General features: G+C 71.8%; 17 protein-coding genes. 12 read left to right on the forward strand and 5 right to left on the reverse strand.

Features of this window, described 5'->3' with window-relative positions; genetic code table 11:
- Nucleotides 1–13: 13 nt before the first annotated feature.
- The 8 genes from AC3CF1_RS26890 (at nucleotide 14) to rny (ending at nucleotide 9,355) form a co-directional block, all read left to right on the forward strand.
- Nucleotides 14–1,354: an aminotransferase class I/II-fold pyridoxal phosphate-dependent enzyme gene (locus AC3CF1_RS26890; RefSeq protein WP_488451542.1), complete on the forward strand. Its 1,341-nt coding sequence runs from the start codon at nucleotides 14–16 to the stop codon at nucleotides 1,352–1,354.
- Nucleotides 1,355–1,652: 298 nt separating this feature from the next.
- Nucleotides 1,653–2,357 (forward strand): UdgX family uracil-DNA binding protein, encoded by a 705-nt coding sequence (locus AC3CF1_RS26895; RefSeq protein ID WP_210925693.1) that lies wholly within the window; start codon nucleotides 1,653–1,655, stop codon nucleotides 2,355–2,357.
- Nucleotides 2,358–2,588: 231 nt separating this feature from the next.
- Entirely contained in the window at nucleotides 2,589–4,088 is a 1,500-nt protein-coding gene (locus AC3CF1_RS26900) for an MFS transporter (RefSeq protein WP_488451543.1), read from the forward strand.
- Nucleotides 4,089–4,093: 5 nt separating this feature from the next.
- A complete protein-coding gene (locus AC3CF1_RS26905) occupies nucleotides 4,094–4,294 on the forward strand; it encodes a DUF3046 domain-containing protein (RefSeq protein ID WP_238681837.1) in 201 nt (66 codons plus the stop codon).
- Between the two features lie 184 nt (nucleotides 4,295–4,478).
- Nucleotides 4,479–5,525, forward strand: coding sequence for a recombinase RecA (gene recA / locus AC3CF1_RS26910; RefSeq protein ID WP_053656326.1), 1,047 nt, complete (start codon nucleotides 4,479–4,481; stop codon nucleotides 5,523–5,525).
- A gap of 14 nt (nucleotides 5,526–5,539) precedes the next feature.
- Nucleotides 5,540–6,229 carry a regulatory protein RecX gene (locus tag AC3CF1_RS26915; protein ID WP_088946756.1) on the forward strand — a complete coding sequence of 230 codons (690 nt, stop codon included), beginning with the start codon at nucleotides 5,540–5,542 and terminating at the stop codon, nucleotides 6,227–6,229.
- Nucleotides 6,230–6,259: 30 nt separating this feature from the next.
- Entirely contained in the window at nucleotides 6,260–7,018 is a 759-nt protein-coding gene (locus AC3CF1_RS26920) for a 3-keto-5-aminohexanoate cleavage protein (protein ID WP_488451544.1), read from the forward strand.
- Between the two features lie 570 nt (nucleotides 7,019–7,588).
- Nucleotides 7,589–9,355 (forward strand): ribonuclease Y, encoded by a 1,767-nt coding sequence (gene rny / locus AC3CF1_RS26925; RefSeq protein WP_210792257.1) that lies wholly within the window; start codon nucleotides 7,589–7,591, stop codon nucleotides 9,353–9,355.
- A gap of 62 nt (nucleotides 9,356–9,417) precedes the next feature.
- Here the strand turns inward: rny and AC3CF1_RS26930 are convergent, their stop codons facing one another.
- The 4 genes from AC3CF1_RS26930 to AC3CF1_RS26945 are packed head-to-tail and all read right to left on the reverse strand — an operon-like array spanning nucleotide 9,418 to nucleotide 12,825.
- Nucleotides 9,418–10,389: an amino acid ABC transporter permease gene (locus tag AC3CF1_RS26930; RefSeq protein ID WP_355160860.1), complete on the reverse strand. Its 972-nt coding sequence runs from the start codon at nucleotides 10,387–10,389 to the stop codon at nucleotides 9,418–9,420.
- Complete coding sequence (locus AC3CF1_RS26935) at nucleotides 10,386–11,093, reverse strand: amino acid ABC transporter permease (protein ID WP_354981078.1); 708 nt, start codon at nucleotides 11,091–11,093, stop codon at nucleotides 10,386–10,388. Before AC3CF1_RS26935 ends, AC3CF1_RS26930 begins: the two co-directional genes overlap by 4 nt.
- Nucleotides 11,094–11,134: 41 nt before the next feature.
- Nucleotides 11,135–12,013 carry a glutamate ABC transporter substrate-binding protein gene (locus tag AC3CF1_RS26940; RefSeq protein WP_488451545.1) on the reverse strand — a complete coding sequence of 293 codons (879 nt, stop codon included), beginning with the start codon at nucleotides 12,011–12,013 and terminating at the stop codon, nucleotides 11,135–11,137.
- Between the two features lie 56 nt (nucleotides 12,014–12,069).
- Entirely contained in the window at nucleotides 12,070–12,825 is a 756-nt protein-coding gene (locus tag AC3CF1_RS26945; protein ID WP_088946762.1) for an amino acid ABC transporter ATP-binding protein, read from the reverse strand.
- 195 nt (nucleotides 12,826–13,020) lie between these two features.
- Here AC3CF1_RS26945 and selD point away from each other — a divergent pair, with 195 nt between their 5' ends.
- Nucleotides 13,021–14,010 (forward strand): selenide, water dikinase SelD, encoded by a 990-nt coding sequence (gene selD / locus AC3CF1_RS26950; RefSeq protein ID WP_099851356.1) that lies wholly within the window; start codon nucleotides 13,021–13,023, stop codon nucleotides 14,008–14,010.
- Between the two features lie 252 nt (nucleotides 14,011–14,262).
- Nucleotides 14,263–14,742: a hypothetical protein gene (locus tag AC3CF1_RS26955; protein ID WP_088946764.1), complete on the forward strand. Its 480-nt coding sequence runs from the start codon at nucleotides 14,263–14,265 to the stop codon at nucleotides 14,740–14,742.
- A 65-nt stretch (nucleotides 14,743–14,807) separates the two neighbouring features.
- On the opposite strand, the gene AC3CF1_RS26960 is transcribed toward AC3CF1_RS26955, so the two are convergent.
- Nucleotides 14,808–15,056 (reverse strand): DUF2277 family protein, encoded by a 249-nt coding sequence (locus AC3CF1_RS26960; RefSeq protein WP_355160861.1) that lies wholly within the window; start codon nucleotides 15,054–15,056, stop codon nucleotides 14,808–14,810.
- A gap of 404 nt (nucleotides 15,057–15,460) precedes the next feature.
- On the opposite strand from AC3CF1_RS26960, the gene AC3CF1_RS26965 reads away from it, so the two are divergent.
- Both AC3CF1_RS26965 and AC3CF1_RS26970 read left to right on the forward strand, forming a co-directional pair.
- Nucleotides 15,461–17,734, forward strand: coding sequence for an FxsB family cyclophane-forming radical SAM/SPASM peptide maturase (locus AC3CF1_RS26965; RefSeq protein ID WP_488451546.1), 2,274 nt, complete (start codon nucleotides 15,461–15,463; stop codon nucleotides 17,732–17,734).
- On the forward strand, nucleotides 17,718–18,542 hold the full coding sequence (locus tag AC3CF1_RS26970; protein ID WP_488451547.1) for an AAC(3) family N-acetyltransferase: 825 nt from the start codon (nucleotides 17,718–17,720) through the stop codon (nucleotides 18,540–18,542). Before AC3CF1_RS26965 ends, AC3CF1_RS26970 begins: the two co-directional genes overlap by 17 nt.
- Nucleotides 18,543–18,550: the final 8 nt, after the last annotated feature.

An 18,550-nucleotide genomic window follows, 5' to 3' on the forward strand; every position in this document is an offset into this window, starting at 1 on the left:
CAATCCCGTATTTGTGTCAGCACGCTATCAGCTCAGTGGTACGACGGCCGTCGAGATTTCGGCCAGCATCGAGTCAGGCATCCGTACGGGCGCACTTCCTCCGGGGGCCGCGCTGCCACCGGTGCGGGCACTCGCCGCCGAGCTGGGCGTCAGCCCGGCCACCGTCGCCCGCGCCTACCAGGAGCTGCGCCAGCGTGGTCTGCTCGCCACCGCCGGTCGGCACGGCACCCGGGTACGCCCCCGCCCACCGGTGGCCGCCCGCCGCTCCGCGCTGCGCCCCGCCCCGTTACCCGGAGCCCGTGACCTGTCCCGGGGGGAACCCGATCCCCGGTTGCTTCCCCCGCTCGGCCCGCACCTGGCGGCGCTCGCCGCCGACGCCGGCCCGCCGGTCGGCTACTCCCATGCCGGCGTCGTGCCCGAGCTGGCCGAGGCGGCTCGCGCCCGACTGGGCGCCGACGGCGTACCGGCCGGGGAACTCACCCTCACCGGCGGCGCGCTGGACGGCATCGAGCGGCTGCTCGGTGCCCATCTGCGTCCCGGCGACGCGGTGGCCGTGGAGGACCCGGGCTGGGCCAACCTGCTGGACCTGGTCGCCGCGCTGGGGCTGCGCCCGATCGGCGTACCGCTGGACGACGAGGGGCCGCTGGTGGCCGGGGTGGCCGCCGCGCTCGCCGCCGGAGCGCGGGCGCTGGTGGTCACCAGTCGGGCGCAGAACCCGACCGGCGCAGCCGTCTCCGCCGCCCGCGCCGAGGAGCTGCGGGCGCTGCTCGCCGGCCGGCGGGACGTGCTGCTGATCGAGGACGACCACGCCGCCGAACTGGCCCGCGTACCCCTGCACCCGCTGGCCGGGGCGACCGCGAGCTGGGCCTTCCTGCGGTCGGTGAGCAAACCCTTCGGCCCCGACCTGCGGCTCGCGGTGCTGGTCGGCGACGAGACCACTGTGGCCCGGGTGGCCGGCCGGACGCGCGTCGGTGCCGGCTGGGTCTCCACGGTGCTGCAACGACTGGTGCTCGCCCTCTGGCGGGACCCGGCGGTCGACGAGCTGGTGCGGCGGGCGGCGCAGAGCTACGAGCAGCGGCGCGACGGCCTGCTGACCGCGCTGGCGGAGCACGGCCTGAGCGCGCACGGCCGCAGCGGCATCAACGTCTGGCTGCCGGTGCAGGACGAGACCAGCGCGGTCACCGCGTTGCGCGACGCCGGTTGGGCGGTGGCCCCCGGCGCCCTCTACCGGATCGCCGCCCCGCCCGCCCTGCGCGTCACCGTCAGCTCCCTGGACGCCGACGACCTGGAACCCCTGGCCGCCGCCCTGGCCCACGCCACCAACCCCACCCCACCACCGGGCTTTCCCACCTGACCAGACCTCGTCCCGAGGCACGGCCGGCAGGTTGCGGCAGGAAAGTGCACGGTTGCGGTGATTCGGGGCGGACGGGATGGGTATGCGGGCCGCCGGAGGTGGGGGCCATGGCTTCAGGTGGGGCGCGCAAGGGAATCTGGATCGCGGTGGCGTTGGCGATCATCATCATCGTCATCGTGCTGATCGCGATCTCTTCCGGCGGCGACGGCGGCGGCAACGGGTACTGACGCGCGTCGGCGGCGACACCGCGCCGGGGCGTACCCGGCACGATGCATCGAACGGGTATATAACAGTCCGCATGGCTGAGCAGACCGACAGCGCCCCGGGCGCCCAGCGGTTCATCCCACCCGACGCCGACACCATCGACGACCTGCGGACCGCGGCCGGCGGCTGTCGGGGCTGTGAGCTCTATCGGGACGCCTCGCAGACGGTCTTCGGACGGGGCGACGAGAGCGCCCGGGTGGTGCTGGTCGGCGAGCAGCCCGGCGACATGGAGGACCAGAAGGGGTTGCCCTTCGTCGGCCCCGCCGGCAGGCTGCTGCGCCGTGCGGTCGACGACGCCGGGCTGGACCCGGGTCACCTCTACCTCACAAATGCCGTAAAGCACTTCCGGTTCGAGTTGCGCGGCAAGCGGCGGATCCATCAGACCCCGGACCAGTCGCACATCACCGCCTGCCGCCCCTGGTTGGTCGCGGAGTTCGCCCGCCTGCGTCCGGAGATCGTGGTGGTGCTCGGCGCGACCGCCGCCAAGGCGCTGCTCGGCCCGTCCTTCCGGGTCACCCGGCAGCGGGGCGAGCTGCTGCCCTGGCCGGAGTCGGCCCAACACCCCGCAGACTTCGAGCAGGTGCCGGTGGACAACGCAGGAAAGCGGGCCGACGCGCCGCAGGCTCGGCTGCTGGCCACCATCCACCCGTCTGCCGTCCTGCGGGCCGACGACCAGGACAAGGCGTACGAGGGCCTGGTCGCCGACCTCAGCATCGTCACCCGCGCCCTGCCCGATTAGCCCGACGGCTCTGCCGACCGCCGCCGCGACCGCGCGAGTAGAACCACCGCCCGCACAACATCGGGGAAAGTGCTGCTTCCGGGCCCGCTGACACAGCAACTTCACCGAAGTTGCGCAGATCTTGGGGCGGGCGACGGTCGCCGGGGCAGTGGGTTTTGCTGTCGGCAAAACCCACTGCCGCTGGTCGGTGCGGGTGCGCGAGGATGGGTCATCCCTTCCTGAGGAGCGCCGATGGCCACCGACCTGACCACGCCGCGTACCGTCGCCCGACCCGACGTCGCGTCGATCCAGCGGCGTACCCTGCGGCTGCTCTTCACCACCCAGATCATCGGCGGGATCGGTGTGACCATCGGCATCGCCGTCGGCGCGCTGCTCGCCGCCCGCATCGCCGGCACCGCTGTGGCGGGCGTCGCGCAGAGCGCCGGGGTGGTCGGCGCCGCGCTGCTCGCCGTCCCGGTCACCCGGATCATGGCGCGGCACGGTCGCCGGCCGGGCCTGGTGCTGGCGTACGCGATCGGTGCCGTCGGCGGCGTGCTGGTGGTGCTGGCCGCGGCCACCCGCTGGGTGCCGCTGCTCTTCCTCGGCATGCTGCTCTTCGGCGGTGGCACCGCCGCGAACCTCCAGGCCCGCTACACCGCTGTGGACCTCGCGGAGCCGGCCCGTCGAGGTCGGCAGCTCTCCCTCATCGTCTGGGCCACCACCATCGGTGCGGTGGCCGCGCCGAACTTCGCCGCGCTGGCCGACCGGGTCACCACCGGTTGGGGGCTGCCTCCGCTGGCCGGCCCGTTCGCGTTCAGCGCGGCGGCGTTCGTGCTGGCTGCCGTCGTACTCCTCGGGTTGCTCCGGCCCGACCCGCTGCTCACCGCGCGCAGGCTCGCGGCGGCCGACGCACCGACCGCCGGCCCGCCGCTGGCAGCCGACGCGCCGGCGACCGCCGTGGCAGCCGACGCGCCGGCGACCGCCGTGGCAGCCGACGCGCCGGCGACCGCCGTGGCAGCCGACGCGCCGGCGACCGCCGTGGCAGCCGACGCGCCGGCGACCGCTGTGGCGGCCGAGGCACCGGCGGCCGGCGTTGGTGTGACGCCGGCCACCGCGCCGGTCAAAGTGCGCGCGCCGCGTGCCGCCGGGATGCGGACGGCCTGGTCGGTGGTACGAGGGCGGCCCGCGGCCCGGCTCGGCATCGCCGCCGTGGCGGTGGGTCACCTGGTGATGGTGGCGGTGATGGCGATGACCCCGGTCCGGCTCGGCGAGTCGCACGCCGACGCCGACGTGCTGCGGCTGGTCGGCATCGTGCTGAGTCTGCACATCGCGGGCATGTACGCCTTCTCCCCGGTGGTGGGTTGGCTCACCGACCGGTTCGGCCGGCGGGCGGTGATCCTCGGTGGGGTCGGTCTGCTGCTGGCCGCCTGTGCGGTCGCCGGCACCGCCGGGCACCACACACCCCGGCTGTCCGTGGGTCTGGTCCTGCTCGGGCTGGGCTGGTCGGGGACGATGGTGGCCGGTTCGACGCTGCTGTCCGAGTCGGTGCCGGCCGGTGTCCGGCCGAGCGTCCAGGGGTTCTCCGACCTGATCATGGGATTGGCCGGGGCCGCCGCCGCAGTGGTGAGCGGGTTTGTCATGCAGTTCGCCGGTTATCCGGTCCTCACCCTGCTCGCGGCGGTCGCGGCGGTGCCCCTGGTGGCGCTAGCGTTGCGCCCGGTGCCGACCGGGGCACCGGACGAGGAGGGCTGATCACTGTGCGGCTGACCGATTTCTGGACGCGGCTGGATGAGGCGTTCGGGCCCGGCTACGCGGCCAGCATCGCCCGCGACCAGGTGCTGTCCCAGCTCGGCGGACGGACCATCGAACAGGCGCTGGCGTCGGGGGAGCAGACGCACATGGTGTGGCGGGCGGTCTGCGCCGCGTACCCCGACCGAGTGCCTGCCCGACTACGCTGAGCAGCCTTTTCGCCCCTCCCGCGTGTCGCTTGTCGAGTCGTACACCTGTTCGGCTACTGTCCACAGCTGGGTGCTCGTCCACAGCTCGCGGCCCGTCGGCTGGTTTTCTGTCGGACCTAGCGCCTAGCGTGTCCGCGTGACGCGAAGCTCAGCAAAGACGCCGGCGAAGGCAGGGGTGGCAAACATGGCAGCAGGGCCTGACCGGGAGAAGGCACTCGACCTTGCTCTCGCTCAGATTGACAAGCAATTCGGCAAGGGCTCGGTGATGCGGCTGGGTGACCGGCCGGTCGTCCAGACCGCGATTATTCCGACCGGCTCCATCGCGCTCGACGTGGCCCTCGGCATCGGTGGCCTGCCGCGCGGCCGGGTGGTCGAGATCTACGGCCCGGAGTCCAGCGGTAAGACCACGGTGGCGCTGCACTCGGTGGCCAGCGCGCAGCGGCTCGGCGGCATCGCCGCCTTCATCGACGCCGAGCACGCGCTCGACCCGGAGTACGCGAAGGCCCTCGGGGTCGACACCGACGCGATGCTCGTCTCCCAGCCGGACACCGGTGAGCAGGCGTTGGAGATCGCGGACATGCTGATCCGCTCCGGCGCGATCGACATCATCGTGATCGACTCGGTGGCGGCCCTGGTGCCGCGTGCCGAGATCGAGGGCGAGATGGGCGACAGCCACGTGGGCCTCCAGGCCCGGCTGATGAGCCAGGCACTCCGGAAGATCACCGGTGTGCTCAGCAACACCGGCACCACGGCGATCTTCATCAACCAGCTGCGGGAAAAGATCGGCGTCATGTTCGGCAGCCCGGAGACCACCACCGGTGGTCGGGCGCTGAAGTTCTACGCCTCGGTCCGGCTCGACGTGCGACGCATCGAGAGCCTCAAGGACGGCACCGACGTGGTCGGCAACCGCACCCGGGTCAAGGTCGTGAAGAACAAGGTCGCCGCACCGTTCAAGCAGGCCGAGTTCGACATCATGTACGGCAAGGGCATCTCGCGTGAGGGCTCGCTGATCGACGTCGGCGTGGAGCAGGCGATCATCCGCAAGTCCGGAGCGTGGTACACGTACGACGGCGACCAGCTCGGCCAGGGCAAGGAAAAGGCTCGGGAGTTCCTGAAGGAAAACCCGGACGTGGCCGCCGAGATCGAGAAGAAGATCCTGGAGAAGCTCGGCGTCGGGGTCGGCGCGGGTGACGCCGCCGGTGGCCCGGAGCTGCCGCCGGTCGACTTCTGATCGGTCGCTGACCCATGGCAGGACGACGCGCCCGTACGGGGCGGGGCTGGGATGCCAGTCCGCCTCGTACGGGCGACGCCAGTGACCCACCCCGTCCTCGACGGGGCCGCCAGGCCGAGCCGCAGGCAGACAAACCGGCGTCCCCACCCCGCGACGAGTCGGAGATGGCCCGCGAGATCTGTCTGCGCCAGCTCGCCGTCCGGCCACGCACCCGGGCCGAGCTGGCCGGAGCGTTGGCCAAGCGGGGCATCTCCGAGCAGGTGTCGGCCGAGGTGCTCGACCGCTATGACGAGGTCGGCATCATCGACGACGCCGCGTTCGCCCGAGCCTGGGTGTCCAGTCGGCACACCGGGCGAGGCCTGGCTCGCCGGGCGCTCGCCAACGAGCTGCGCCGCAAGGGTGTGGACGGCGAGGTGGCCACCGAGGCGCTCGGTGAGCTGGATGAGGAGACCGAGGCCGACACCGCCCGCACCCTCGTGGAGCGCAAGCTGCGCACCGCCCGAGGTGAGCCCGACGCGGTCTTCCGTCGGCTGGTGGGCATGCTGGCCCGCAAGGGCTACCCGCCCGGCGTGGCGATCCGGGCAGTGAAGGACGCGCTGGCCGCGCAGAGCGCCGAGGCGGCCGAGTTCGCCGAGCAGATCGACGCCGACGCGCTCGCCGACGCCGAGGGTGAGTTGGACCGCGACAACCGTCCGGTCGACTGAGAGTCGCGCTGGGTGCTGTGGGGTGGTCCGATGTTGAAGGCGTGTCTGAACGGTGGGCGCAACAGTGACGCCCACCCGGCGGTGCCGGTCACCCCGGCGCAGTTGGCCGCCGACGCGGCCCGTTGCGCCTCGCTCGGCGTCGCGGCTGTGCACGTCCATCCCCGCAACGCGTCCGGTGTCGAGTCGCTGCGCCCGGAGGTCATCGCCGACGCGCTCACCGCGATCCGCGCCGCCCGGCCGGGGCTGCCGGTGGGGGTGAGCACCGGAGCGTGGATCGAGCCGGATCCGGCCGCCCGGGTGGCCGCCGTCCGAGCCTGGGCGGTGCTGCCCGACTTCGCCTCGGTCAACGCGCACGAGGCCGGTGCCGAGGCCGTCGCCGCCGCCCTGCACGAGCGGGGTGTGCTCGTCGAGGTGGGGCTCTGGACGCTCGACGCCGTCGAGGCGTACCGGTCCTGGCGGGTGCCGGTCGGGCGGATCCTCGTCGAGTGCATGGCGGAGGAGGCGCCGGTCGCGGTGGCCGACGCGGCGCGGATACTCGCCGCGCTGCCGTCGTCGACGGGGGCGCCCACCGGATCGCCGTCGGCGGCACGCTCACCGCAGGGCGCGGTGGCTACACCGGTGCTGCTGCACGCCGAGGGCCCGGCCACCTGGGCGGTGCTCGCCGAGGCGGTCGGCCGTGGGCTGCACACCCGCATCGGGCTGGAGGACACGCTCCTGCTGCCCGACGGCACGCCGGCACCCGGCAACGCCGCGCTCGTCACCGCCGCTCTGGCCGCCGGCGCTCGCTGAGCTGAGATTCCCACCAGCCCGGCCGTTCGGGTCAGCAAGGTCGCTGGTGTCACAAAAGTCGGCTCGACGCGGGGTGATGCCGTCGCTGATCAGGCACGACATCCGGATCAGCGCCAGTGACTCGCCGTGTTTGTCCCGTCGTGTCCGACACGGCATCAGCTCGGAGTGACACCGCAACTTCGCTCCGTTCGGGGGGTTTGATCATGAGTCCTTGACCAGAGCACCCCCGGCGACCTAGCCTCGCCATACAGGCTCACATTGCCCGACCATTGCAGGCTAAGCGCACAACATAGATCGCGTAACAAGACAGCATCACTTTGGCCGGCTCCGCGGCCTTTGGCGGCAACTCCGGACAGGCCGTTCCGGGACGCCGCGACAACTGCACCCGGTCGCCGACGTTGCCCGCGGGCACCGCCGGCGGAGAGAGCTACCCACGGCCAGCCGCTCCGGTCGGGCGTCCACAGCCGCAGGAGTGTGCCCCGGCACGGTCGCTGCGGTCTCGACCTTAGGGGAGGCGGCCATGGCGGGGCGGCGGCACAGGTTCACCGGTAGACCCGACGGGGTCCCGGCATGAACGCCTTCGACGTCGTGCTCCTCGCGGCCGTCCTCGTCCTCGCGGTGGTGGTGATCGGGGCCGTGCTGGTGGGCATCCGGACACTGCGCCGGATGGGCGCCGCGCCGGCTCCGGAGGATCCCGCCTTCATCGCCGAGAAGGACCGTCAGGAGCAGTCCCTCGCTGCCCTGCGGACCGCGGCCGACGAGGTGAACAGCACGATCGACGTGGCGAAGTCCGCCGCTGCGGCTGCCCGTACCGAGGCGGCGGCGGCGAAGGCCGAGGCGAAGGCGGCCCGCGCCGAGGCACGCCGGGTCCTCGACGACGCCCGCGCCGAGGCGGACACCGTTCTGGAGCGCGCCCACAAGCAGGCCGAGGCGGACGCCGAGCAGTTGCGGACGGCAGCCCGGCGCAGCGGTGAGCGGGAGGTCGCGGTGCTCGCCGCCACCACCCGGGAGCAGGCCGCGGAGGTGGAGCGCCGGGCCGCCCGGATGGACGAGCGGGAGCGGATGCACACCGAGGAGGTGGAGCGGTTCGCCGAGCGGGAGCGGCAGCTCACCGCAGCGAAGGCCGCCCTCGCGGCCCGGGAGTCCGCGCTCGCCCAGCGGGAGGCCGAGCTGACCGAGTCGGAGGAGCTGCGCCGCCGGGAGCTGGAACGGATCGCCGGGCTCACCGCCGACTCGGCGCGACTGGAGCTGGTCGAGGCGATCGAGACGTCTGCCAAGCGGGAGGCGGCGCTGCTCGTGCGGGACATCGAGTCCGACGCGCGCAACACCGCCGAGCAGCGGGCCCGACACATCGTGGTGGACGCCATCCAGCGGGTTGCCAGCGAGCAGACCGCGGAGAGCGTCGTCAGCGTCCTGCACCTGCCCGGTGACGAGATGAAGGGGCGGATCATCGGCCGGGAGGGGCGCAACATCCGCGCCTTCGAGTCGGTGACCGGCGTCAACCTGATCATCGACGACACCCCCGAGGCGGTGCTGCTCTCCTGCTTCGACCCGGTCCGCCGGGAGGTGGGTCGGCTGACGCTGGAGAAGCTGGTGCTGGACGGGCGGATCCACCCGCACCGGATCGAGGAGGTCTACGACCTGGCCCGGCAGGAGGTGGAGCAGCTCTGTCTCCGCGCCGCCGAGGACGCCCTGGTCGAGGTCGGCATCACCGAGATCCACCCGGAGTTGGTGACCCTGCTCGGCCGCCTGCGCTACCGCACCTCGTACGGGCAGAACGTGCTCAAGCACCTGGTCGAGACCGCGCACATCGCCGGCATCATGGCCGCCGAGCTGCGACTGGACGTGCCCATCATCAAACGGTCGGCGTTCCTGCACGACATCGGCAAGGCGCTCACCCACGAGGTGGAGGGCAGCCACGCCATCATCGGCGCGGACCTGGCCCGCAAGTACGGCGAGCACGAGGACGTGGTGCACGCTATCGAGGCGCACCACAACGAGGTGCCCCCGCAGACCATCGAGGCCGTCCTCACCCAGGCCTCCGACGCCTGTTCCGGCGGTCGGCCGGGCGCGCGTCGGGAGAGTCTTGAGGCGTACGTCAAGCGCCTGGAGCGGATCGAGGAGATCGCGGCCGGCAAGCTCGGCGTGGACAAGGTCTTCGCCATGCAGGCCGGCCGGGAGATCCGGGTGATGGTCAAGCCGGACGACGTGGACGACATCGGGGCGGCAGTGCTGGCCCGGGACGTGGCCAAGCAGATCGAGGAGGAGCTGACCTACCCGGGTCAGATCCGGGTCACCGTGGTTCGCGAGTCCCGGGTCACCGAGATCGCCCGTTAGTCGGAACAGCGAAAGGGCCAGCCCGGAACGCCGGGCTGGCCCTTCTCCTTGCGAGCTGAGCGTCAGACGGCCCCGCCGGTGCCCTCGGCCTGGGACATCAGTGCAGCCGGCGGCGGGTTCTGCGCCGGGGTGCCCGCGGTCTTGCGGCCCCGGGCGAGCCGCCGCTGAACGTACTGGGCGAGCTTCGACAGCGAGTAGTTCACCACGATGAAGAGCACGGCGATCACGACGTACACCTGGATCGGGTTGCCCAGCGCGCCGATGATCTGCTTGCCGATGTTCAGGGTCTCCTCGTAGCTGATGATGAACCCCAGCGAGGTGTCCTTGAGCACCACGACCAGCTGGCTGATCAGTGCCGGCAGCATGATCCGGAAGGCTTGCGGCAGCAGGATCATCCGGGTGGTCTGTGTCGGGGAGAGCCCGATGGCTTCAGCGGCCTCCGCCTGGCCACCCGGCAGCCCCTCCATGCCGGAGCGGAGGATCTCGCCGATCACCACCGAGTTGTAGATGGTGAGGCCGATGACCAGATACCAGAGGTTGTCGAAGTAGAGGCCGAACTCGGGGAAGCCGCGGGCCACGAAGAAGATGGTGATCACGACGGGCAGACCGCGGAACACCTCGACGCAGACGCGGGTGATCGCCGACAGCAGCGCGCTGAGCCCACGCAGCAGGTACGCCAGCGGCGTCGCCGCACCGACGAACCGCCGTCGGGTCAGGCTCTTGAGCTGGATCCGCAGCACGGCGAGCAGCGTTCCGACGACCAGCGAGGCCACGATGGCCATCGCCGCCGCGATCAGGGTGTTCTTGAAGCCGAGGCCGATCCGCTCCCAGACCAGGGAGAAGTTCTCGTTGGAGGGGTCGACGAGCGGCCCCCACAGCTCCATCGACAGCTGGCCTTTTTCGTCCAGGGGTCGGTAGATCAGGAAGTACGCCCCGACGAGCAGGGCCACGCCGGCGACGATGCTGCTGATCAGGGTGATCCGCCGCTGCCGGGGGCCGGGGATGTCGTAGAGGACGCTGGTCTGCTGACTCATCGGGCCACCGCCTGTCGCTTCTCGATCCGGTCCAGCAGGGCGCCGAGCGGCACGGTCATGATCAGATAGCCGAGCGAGATGCCGATGGCGACCGGGACGAAGGCGTAGCCCTCGGCCGAGGTGAGCTGGTCGGCCGTGGCCGACAGGTCACCGACCACGCCGAAGAAGCCGACCAGCGCCGAGTTCTTGATCATCGCGATGATCACCGAGCCGAGCGGCACGATGGATGCCTTCCACGACTGCGGCAGCACCACGTGGCGCAAATTCTGCCCGAAGGTCAGGCCCAGCGACCGCGCCGCCTCCGCCTGGCCGGCGGACACCGCGTTCACCCCGGACCGCAGCGCCTCGCAGACGAACGCCGCGGTGTAGAGCACCAGGGCGATCAGTGCGAATCGGAAGTACGGAAGGTCGGTGCCGAGCCGGGTGAACAGCGCGTCGATCACCGGGATGCGGAGGAAGTCCGCGTTGGAGCCGAGCGCCGGCAGGCCGAACGCGGCGAAGAACATCACCACGGTCAGCGGCATGTTGCGGAAGACGTTCACGTAACTGGTGCCGACCGCGCGCAGCGGCGGCACCGGTGAGATTCGGAGCACCGCCACGACGGCGCCCAGGATGAGGGCGCCGATCGCGGCGAGGATGCAGATCTGGAGGGTGAGCCAGAAACCACCCGCAAAGACGTCGAACTTGTCGATGAGCACGTTCACGGCTCGGTGTTCCTCCCCACCCTCCAGATCGAAGGATCAGATCAGTAGCGGTTGATGGTGGGCGCCGCGCCCAGTTCCGCGCCGAACTTGCCGGCGGTGTCGTCCCAGGCCTTCTTCCAGCTGCCGTCGGCGACAGCCTTGTCCAGCGTGTCGTTGATGAAGCTGCGGAAGTCCGCGTCCTCCTTCTTCACACCGATGCCGTACGGCTCCTTGGTGAAGTTGCTGCCGGCCAGCTTGAAGGAGGCCTCGTCCTTGGCGATGTAGCCGAGCAGGATCACGTTGTCCGTGGTCACGGCGTTGACCTGGCCGCCCTTGAGGGCGTCGCGGCACTTGTCGTAGGTGTCGAAGAGCACCAGCTGGGTGCCGACGTCCTTGACGTACTGCTTGATCGTCTCGGCCGGGGTGGAGCCGGTGACCGAGCAGACCTTCTTGGTGCCGTCCTTGAACGAGTCCGGACCGGTGATGGTGGTGTCGTCCTTCTTGACCAGGATGTTCTGGCCGGCCTCGTAGTACGGGCCTGCGAAGGCGATCCGCTCCTTGCGCTTGTCGTTGATCGTGTAAGTCGCGGCGACCAGGTCGACAGTGCCGTTGACGATCACGTCCTCGCGGACCTTCGAGGGGGCCTCGACCCACTCGATCTTGTCCTCGGGGATGCCGAGCTCCTTGACGACGATCTTGGCGATCTCGACGTCGAAGCCCTCCGGCTTGCCGGACAGGCCCTTCAGGCCGAAGCCGGGCTGGTCGAACTTGGTGCCGATCTTGATCTTCTGGGCCTTGTTCAGCTTCTCCATGGTGCTGCCGGCGGCGAAGGACTTGCTGCCAGCACCGGTGTCCCCGCCGTCGTCGTCGCCACCGCAGGCGGTGAGGCCGAGCGCCAGAGCGGCGACCGCGGCGACTGCCGCAACGCGCTTGATACGCATACTCTTCTCCTTTTTCAACGGAGCCCACCGAGTACGGCGCGCTCCACTACGGACGCCTAGTGCGTGAGGATCTTGGAGAGGAAGTCTCGGGCCCGCTCACTGCGCGGGTTCGCGAAGAACTCCGCGGGCGGGGCATCCTCGACCAGTTGCCCGTCGGCCATGAAGATGACCCGGTTCGCCGCGTGCCGGGCGAAGCCCATCTCGTGCGTGACCACGACCATCGTCATGCCGTCGCTGGCCAGCGAGGTCATCACGTCGAGCACCTCGCCGACCATCTCCGGGTCCAGCGCGCTGGTCGGCTCGTCGAAGAGCATCGCCTTGGGCTGCATGGCCAGCGCCCGGGCGATGGCCGCCCGCTGCTGCTGACCGCCGGAGAGCTGGGCGGGGAACTTGTCCGCCTGGTTGGCGATGCCGACCCGGTCGAGGAGGGCCAGGCCGCGCTCGCGGGCGGCAGTCGGCTTCTCCTTGCGGACCTTGATCGGGCCGAGGGTGACGTTCTCCAGGATGGTCTTGTGCGCGAAGAGGTTGAAGGACTGGAAGACCATCCCCACCTCGCTGCGCAGCTTCGCGAGGGGCTTGCCCTCGGCCGGAAGCGGCTGGCCGTCGAAGGTGATGGTGCCGGAATTGATCGGCTCCAGTCGGTTGATGGTGCGGCACAGCGTCGACTTGCCGGAGCCGGACGGGCCGATCACCACGACCACCTCGCCCCGACCCACCGACAGCGAGACGTCGTCCAGCACGTGCAGCGGCCCGAACCACTTGTTGACCGCGTCCAGCACGATGAGCGGTTCGCCCGTCGTCACGTCGTCCACCGTCCCCTGTCATCTCCCGGATCGGGGTCGGTTGACCCCCGGTGCGGCCACTGTAGGCGGCCTGATGTGGCGGAATGCAACTCAGCGGGTCACGGAGCGGTAACACCGGCCATGATCGGCCCCGGCCGTCCGATTCTGGTCACCGTAAGGGCCACAACGGTGGCGATCGTGGCGCGTTGTCGCGATCATGGGTGGATGACCGAACCGGTACGGCTGACCCGTTACGCCCGCGGCGGCGGCTGCGCCTGCAAGATCCCGCCGGGCGAGCTGGAGATCATGGTGGCCGGTCTCGGCCCGGCAACCGGCACCGCCGAGTTGCTGGTCGGGCTGGATCACGGCGACGACGCGGCGGTGGTGCGCCTGGACGAGCGGACCGGCCTGGTCAGCACCGCCGACTTCTTCACCCCGGTTGTGGACGACGCGTACGACTGGGGTCGGATCGCCGCGGCCAACGCGCTCTCGGACGTGTACGCGATGGGCGGCACCCCGCTGATCGCGCTCAACCTGCTCTGCTGGCCGCGCGACGTGCTGCCGATGGAGTTGGCCGGCGAGGTCCTGCGCGGTGGGCAGGACGTGGCGCGGGAGGCGGGCTGCCACCTGGCGGGTGGGCACAGCGTGGACGACGACGGCCCGAAGTACGGCCTCGCGGTCACCGGCACGGTCCGGCCGGACGAGCTCATCACCCTCGACGCCGGGCGGGCCGGGATGCCGTTGTCCCTGACGAAGCCCCTCGGGGTCGGTGTGCTGAACACCCGGCACAAGACCACCGGTGAGAGCTTCCCGGAGGCGGTGGCCACGATGAGCGCCCTCAACCGGGACGCCGCCCGCGCGGCGGTCGCTGCCGGCATCCGCTGTGGCACCGACGTGACCGGGTTCGGGTTGCTCGGGCACGCCTCGAAACTGGCCCGGGCCAGCCAGGTCACCGTGGCCATCGACACAGCCCGGGTGCCCTATCTGGCGGGGGCGCGGGAGGCGCTGCGCGACGGCCACGTCAGCGGCGGCAGCCGGCGCAACCTGGAGTGGGTGACCCCGTGGACCGACTTCGGGGCGGCCGGCGAGGGCGAACGGCTGCTGCTGGCCGACGCGCAGACCTCCGGCGGCCTGCTGGTGGCCGGAGAGGTGCCCGGCGCGCCAGTGGTGGGCGAGCTGCTGCCCCGGGGCGAGCACCTCGTCGTCCTGCGCTGACCCGACCCGGCCCGGCACATCGTTCGACCTGCGGTTGTGGTCGTCGGACACGCGGCTGCGATGGTGCGGATCGGGCACCATACCCGATAAACTGTCACCTTCCCGCTACTCCGAGCAATGCTGCTCAGGGAAATTTTGCCCGGAATGGTCACAGACCGGTAACTTGCCCCCGGCTGGGGTCAAATGCCCCCCACCATCGTGTGTAAGGCCCGATTCAGAGGCCGGTGGGGACGAACGCAGCGAGGAGGCGGAATGACCGAGCTGTGGAACTGGAGAATCGACGGGGCTCAACCCGTGGAGGTCTACCCGGCGCTGGCCGAGGCGCTTGGCCGGGTGGTGATGCCGCTGGCGGTGGCCGACCCGGCCCGGTTGCCGGCGTACGCGGTGGTGTGTGACGTCTGGCAGGCGCCGGGCGAGTTCGCGACGGTGGTCGACTGCTACGGGGTGCCCGATCAGCTCCCCGAGCACGCCAGCATCGCCGCGCTCGCACGACTGCTGGGCCGCAACTGCCTGTTGCGCGACGACACGCTCGACGCGGGCCGGCACCTGCTCGTGGCTCCGGACGGCACGGTCCGTCCGGTGCACTTCGACGTGCGGGACACCGACGACGGTGAGGTGCTCAGCAGGTGGCGGCTCTGCACGCTGGGCGACCCGGGCTGCCGGGGCTGGTCGCAGTGTCACCGCTCACGTTGGGCGCCCGACACGGTCGCCCCGGCGCTCGCCGCGGCCTGACCCTCTCCAGGGTCAGGTCCCGGTCGGCCGGGGTGCCGCGCCGGTCCGTCGGACAGGGCTGGCGATCAGTGGGAGGCGGTGGCCTGCCGGTCCGGGGTGCCCGAGCCGGCACCCCGCACCACCAACTGGTCGAGCAGCGTGCGGGTCGCCTCGGCCACGGCGGCCACCGCGGCGTCGAACGCGGCGGCGTTGTGCGCGGCGGGCGCCCGGAAGCCAGAGATCTTCCGGACGTACTGCAACGCCGCCGCCTCGACGTCCGCGTCGGTCACCTGCGGGGTGAACGGCTCACGCAAGGTCTTGATGCTCCGGCACATGTGCGCTCCTCTCGGGTTGCCACTCGTGGTGCCGATGGCTGTACCGACGGTGACACTGGGTCGATATTTGTCTATCCTGGTCACGGACCAGAGCCTTTCGAGCCATTCTCGCCGCTCGCGCCCCCAGCGCCCCGGGCCCCCGGAGACTCATTGTGGACCATGCCCCCACCCGCTCACCCCGTCCCGACCCAGATGACCTCGCACGCAGCCTGCACACCCCGTTGGATCGGATCGCCGTCGAGCACGCCGATCTGATCGAGGCGATCCGCAGGCGCGTCGTCGCGGGCCAATCGGTGCCGTCCGGCAGCGTGCCCGTCGCCGCCTTCAACTCGTCCATCTGAGCGATGGTCTGCCGGTGCGGTGCGCCCGGAGCGGGCGGATCCTGCCGGCCGATCAGCCAGTTCGTGCTGAAGGTGCACAGTCGGTGCGACCTCAGCTGCGACCACTGCTACGTCTACCAGCACGCCGACCAGACCTGGCGGGGCCGACCGGTGCGGATGCCACCGGCGACGGTGCGCGCCGCCGCAGGGCGCATCGCCGAGCACGCCCGCGAGCACGAGGTGCCGGACGTGCACGTGGTGCTGCACGGCGGTGAGCCGCTGCTGCTGGGTGCCGCCGGGCTGCGCGAGGTGCTGGCCGAGCTGCGGGCGGCGATCACCCCGTGGACGCGGCTCGACCTGCGTATGCAGACCAACGGTGTGCTGCTCGACGAGGAGCTGTGCCGACTGCTCGTCGACTACGACGTGCGGGTCGGTGTGTCGTTCGACGGCGACCGTGCCGCCAACGACCGCCACCGGGTCTTTGCCCACGGCGGCAGCAGCCACGACCAGGTCCGGTCGGCCCTGGCCCTGCTCCGGCGACCGGCGTACCGCAGCAGCTACGCCGGCATCCTCTGCACTGTCGACGTCCGCAACGATCCCGACCGGGTCTACGAGGCGCTGCTGGCCGAGAGCCCGCCCCGGGTCGACCTGCTGCTGCCCCACGCCACCTGGGACCACCCACCGGAGCGTCCCGGCCCCGGCTCCACCCCGTACGCGGACTGGCTGGGGCGGATCCACCGGCGGTGGGTGGACGACGGGCGCCCCGGGTCGATCCGGCTGTTCGAGGCGCTGATGCCGGGTGGCGGCGGCACCGAGGCGTTCGGCCTCGCGCCGGCCGACGTGCTGGTGGTCGAGGCCGACGGCACCTGGGAGCAGGTCGACTCGCTGAAGACGGCATACCATGGCGCGGCCGGCACGGGGTTCGACGTGTTCGACCATTCGGTGGACGAGGCCGCCCGGCATCCCGGGGTGGCCATCCGACAGGACGGCGTGCAGGGGCTCTGTGCCACCTGCCGGGCCTGCCCGGTGGTCGACCGTTGCGGCGGAGGCCTGTACGCCCACCGCTGGCGCACCGGCTCCGGCTTCGACAACCCCTCGGTCTACTGCGCCGACCTGCTCCGCCTGATCGACACTGTGGACGCCCACCCGGCGCCCGGCCACGTCGCGCCGAGCCTGTGGTCCGCCGCCTCTCCGGTCGACGACCTGCTGGACGACCTGGCGACCGGGCACGGGTCGCCGCAGACCGTGAGACGACTCGCCGACGACCAGTTGGCCATCACCCGGATGCTGTTGGCGGCCTGTCGGGAGTTGTCCGACAGCGCGACCGCCTGGGAGGTGCTCGCCGACCTTGAGCTGAAGGCGCCGGAGGCGGTCCGAGCGGTCCTGGAGCACCCCTTCGTTCGCCCGTGGCTGGTGCACCGCCTCGACCCGTCGGCCCGGTCCGGCGCCCGCGCGGCTGCCGACCCCCTGCCGGCCCTCGCCGTCGCCGCGGCCGTCCGGGTGGGCGTCCCCGTCACCGTGGACGTCCCGGTGCGGGCCGACGCGATCACGGTGCCCACGCTCGGCAGCCTGCTGCTGCCCGGCCTGGGGGAGCGCGCCGAGGTGACAGTCCTGCCCGGTGGGTTCCGGGTCCGGGGCGGGTCGGCGGACCGGACCGTCCTCCTCGACACGGTCGAGCCGTCGGCCGGCTGGCGACCGGTGCGCGACGTGCCGACGCCGGCTGGTCGGCTGTCCATGGAGGACGGCGACCCGTACCGGGACTGCTACGGCCAGCCGGTGGCATCGCGCCTGGACACCCCGGCCGCGCAGGCGTTGGGCCGTACCCTGGTCGAGGCCTGGCAGATCGTGCGCCGGGACGTGCCGGCGCACGCGGCGACGCTCGACGGTGGTCTGCGCGCCGTCGTGCCGCTGGCACCCGACCCGGCGCGACCACTGCGCAGCGCGACCGCCCGGCACGCGTTCGGTGCGGTCGCCGTCACCCCCCATCCGGACCCGGAGACGATGGCGGTGCTGCTCGTGCACGAGTGGCAGCACGCGAAACTCGGTGCCGTGCTCGACCGGTACGACCTGGTGGCACCCGGGCGCAGCCCCCGGATCACGGTGCCGTGGCGCCCCGACCAGCGGCCACCCGAGGGGGTTCTCCAGGGGGTGTACGCCCACCTGGCCGTCACCCAGGTGTGGCGGGCCCGGGCGGCGACCGACGGCGGGGAAGCGTCGGCGCACGCCGCCCGTTACCTGGCGTGGACCCGGGACGGCGCCGACGCGCTGCTGGCCAGCGGGTCGCTCACCGCGGCCGGTGAGCGGTTCGTCGGTCAGCTGCGCCACGCCCTGGAGGAGACCCGTGTCGGGTCCCGATGAACGCCATCCGCCCGCACTGGGCCGTCCCCACCTCGCCGACGACCTGCGAGCGCTGGGCGTACGCCCGGGTGTGTGCCTCCTGGTGCACTGCGGTCTGCGCCGGGTGGGCCCGCTGGAGCACGGCCCCGCGACCCTCGCCGGCGCCCTGCGGGACGTCCTCGGCCTGGCCGGCACGCTGCTGGTGCCCACCCAGACCGCCGGCAACTCGACCACCTCCCGGGCGCACCTGGCGGCCGTCGCCGGGATGGACCGGGCGCAACGCGAGCGGTACGAGGCGGCGCTGCCGGGCTGGGACCGCCAGACCACGCCCTCGCAGCGGATGGGCGTGCTCGCCGAGTACGTCCGCTGTGCCCCCGGTGCGATGCGCAGTGACCATCCGCAGACCTCGTTCGCCGCGCTCGGCCCTCGGGCCCGGCAGCTCACCGATGGCCACGACCTCACCTGCCACCTGGGAGAACGCTCACCGGTGGGTGGCCTTTACGCAGCCGACGGGCAGATCCTGCTGCTCGGCCTCGGTTACGAGGCGTGCAGCGCCCTGCACCTGGCCGAGTACCGGCTGCCGGTGCCGACGCCGGAGCGCGACTACCACTGTTTCCGGCTCGTCGACGGCCGCCGCGTACGCCTCGACTTCCGCGGGCTCGACCTGGACGACAGCGACTTTCCCCGGGTGGGTGCCGCGCTCGACGGCACACCGATCGTCCGGCACGGGCGGGTCGGGCGGGCCCAGGCTCGCCTGCTGCCGGCACGAGCCGCCGTGGACTTCGCGGTCGGCTGGTTCGCCGCGAATCGCCTGGCGGCGCAGCGTTGACGCGGGGA

The organism is Micromonospora sp. MGP-C2 (assembly GCF_057766525.1).

Excerpts from the sequence above, each read along its gene's own strand:
- AC3CF1_RS26930 (WP_355160860.1), bottom strand. The coding sequence starts at position 10,389 with ATGAGTCAGCAGACCAGCGTCCTCTACGACATCCCCGGCCCCCGGCAG.
- recA (WP_053656326.1), top strand. The coding sequence starts at position 4,479 with ATGGCAGCAGGGCCTGACCGGGAGAAGGCACTCGACCTTGCTCTCGCT.
- AC3CF1_RS26895 (WP_210925693.1), top strand. The coding sequence starts at position 1,653 with ATGGCTGAGCAGACCGACAGCGCCCCGGGCGCCCAGCGGTTCATCCCA.
- AC3CF1_RS26915 (WP_088946756.1), top strand. The coding sequence starts at position 5,540 with ATGGCAGGACGACGCGCCCGTACGGGGCGGGGCTGGGATGCCAGTCCG.
- AC3CF1_RS26920 (WP_488451544.1), top strand. The coding sequence starts at position 6,260 with ATGTTGAAGGCGTGTCTGAACGGTGGGCGCAACAGTGACGCCCACCCG.
- AC3CF1_RS26940 (WP_488451545.1), bottom strand. The coding sequence starts at position 12,013 with ATGCGTATCAAGCGCGTTGCGGCAGTCGCCGCGGTCGCCGCTCTGGCG.
- selD (WP_099851356.1), top strand. The coding sequence starts at position 13,021 with ATGACCGAACCGGTACGGCTGACCCGTTACGCCCGCGGCGGCGGCTGC.
- AC3CF1_RS26955 (WP_088946764.1), top strand. The coding sequence starts at position 14,263 with ATGACCGAGCTGTGGAACTGGAGAATCGACGGGGCTCAACCCGTGGAG.
- rny (WP_210792257.1), top strand. The coding sequence starts at position 7,589 with ATGAACGCCTTCGACGTCGTGCTCCTCGCGGCCGTCCTCGTCCTCGCG.
- AC3CF1_RS26960 (WP_355160861.1), bottom strand. The coding sequence starts at position 15,056 with ATGTGCCGGAGCATCAAGACCTTGCGTGAGCCGTTCACCCCGCAGGTG.
- AC3CF1_RS26900 (WP_488451543.1), top strand. The coding sequence starts at position 2,589 with ATGGCCACCGACCTGACCACGCCGCGTACCGTCGCCCGACCCGACGTC.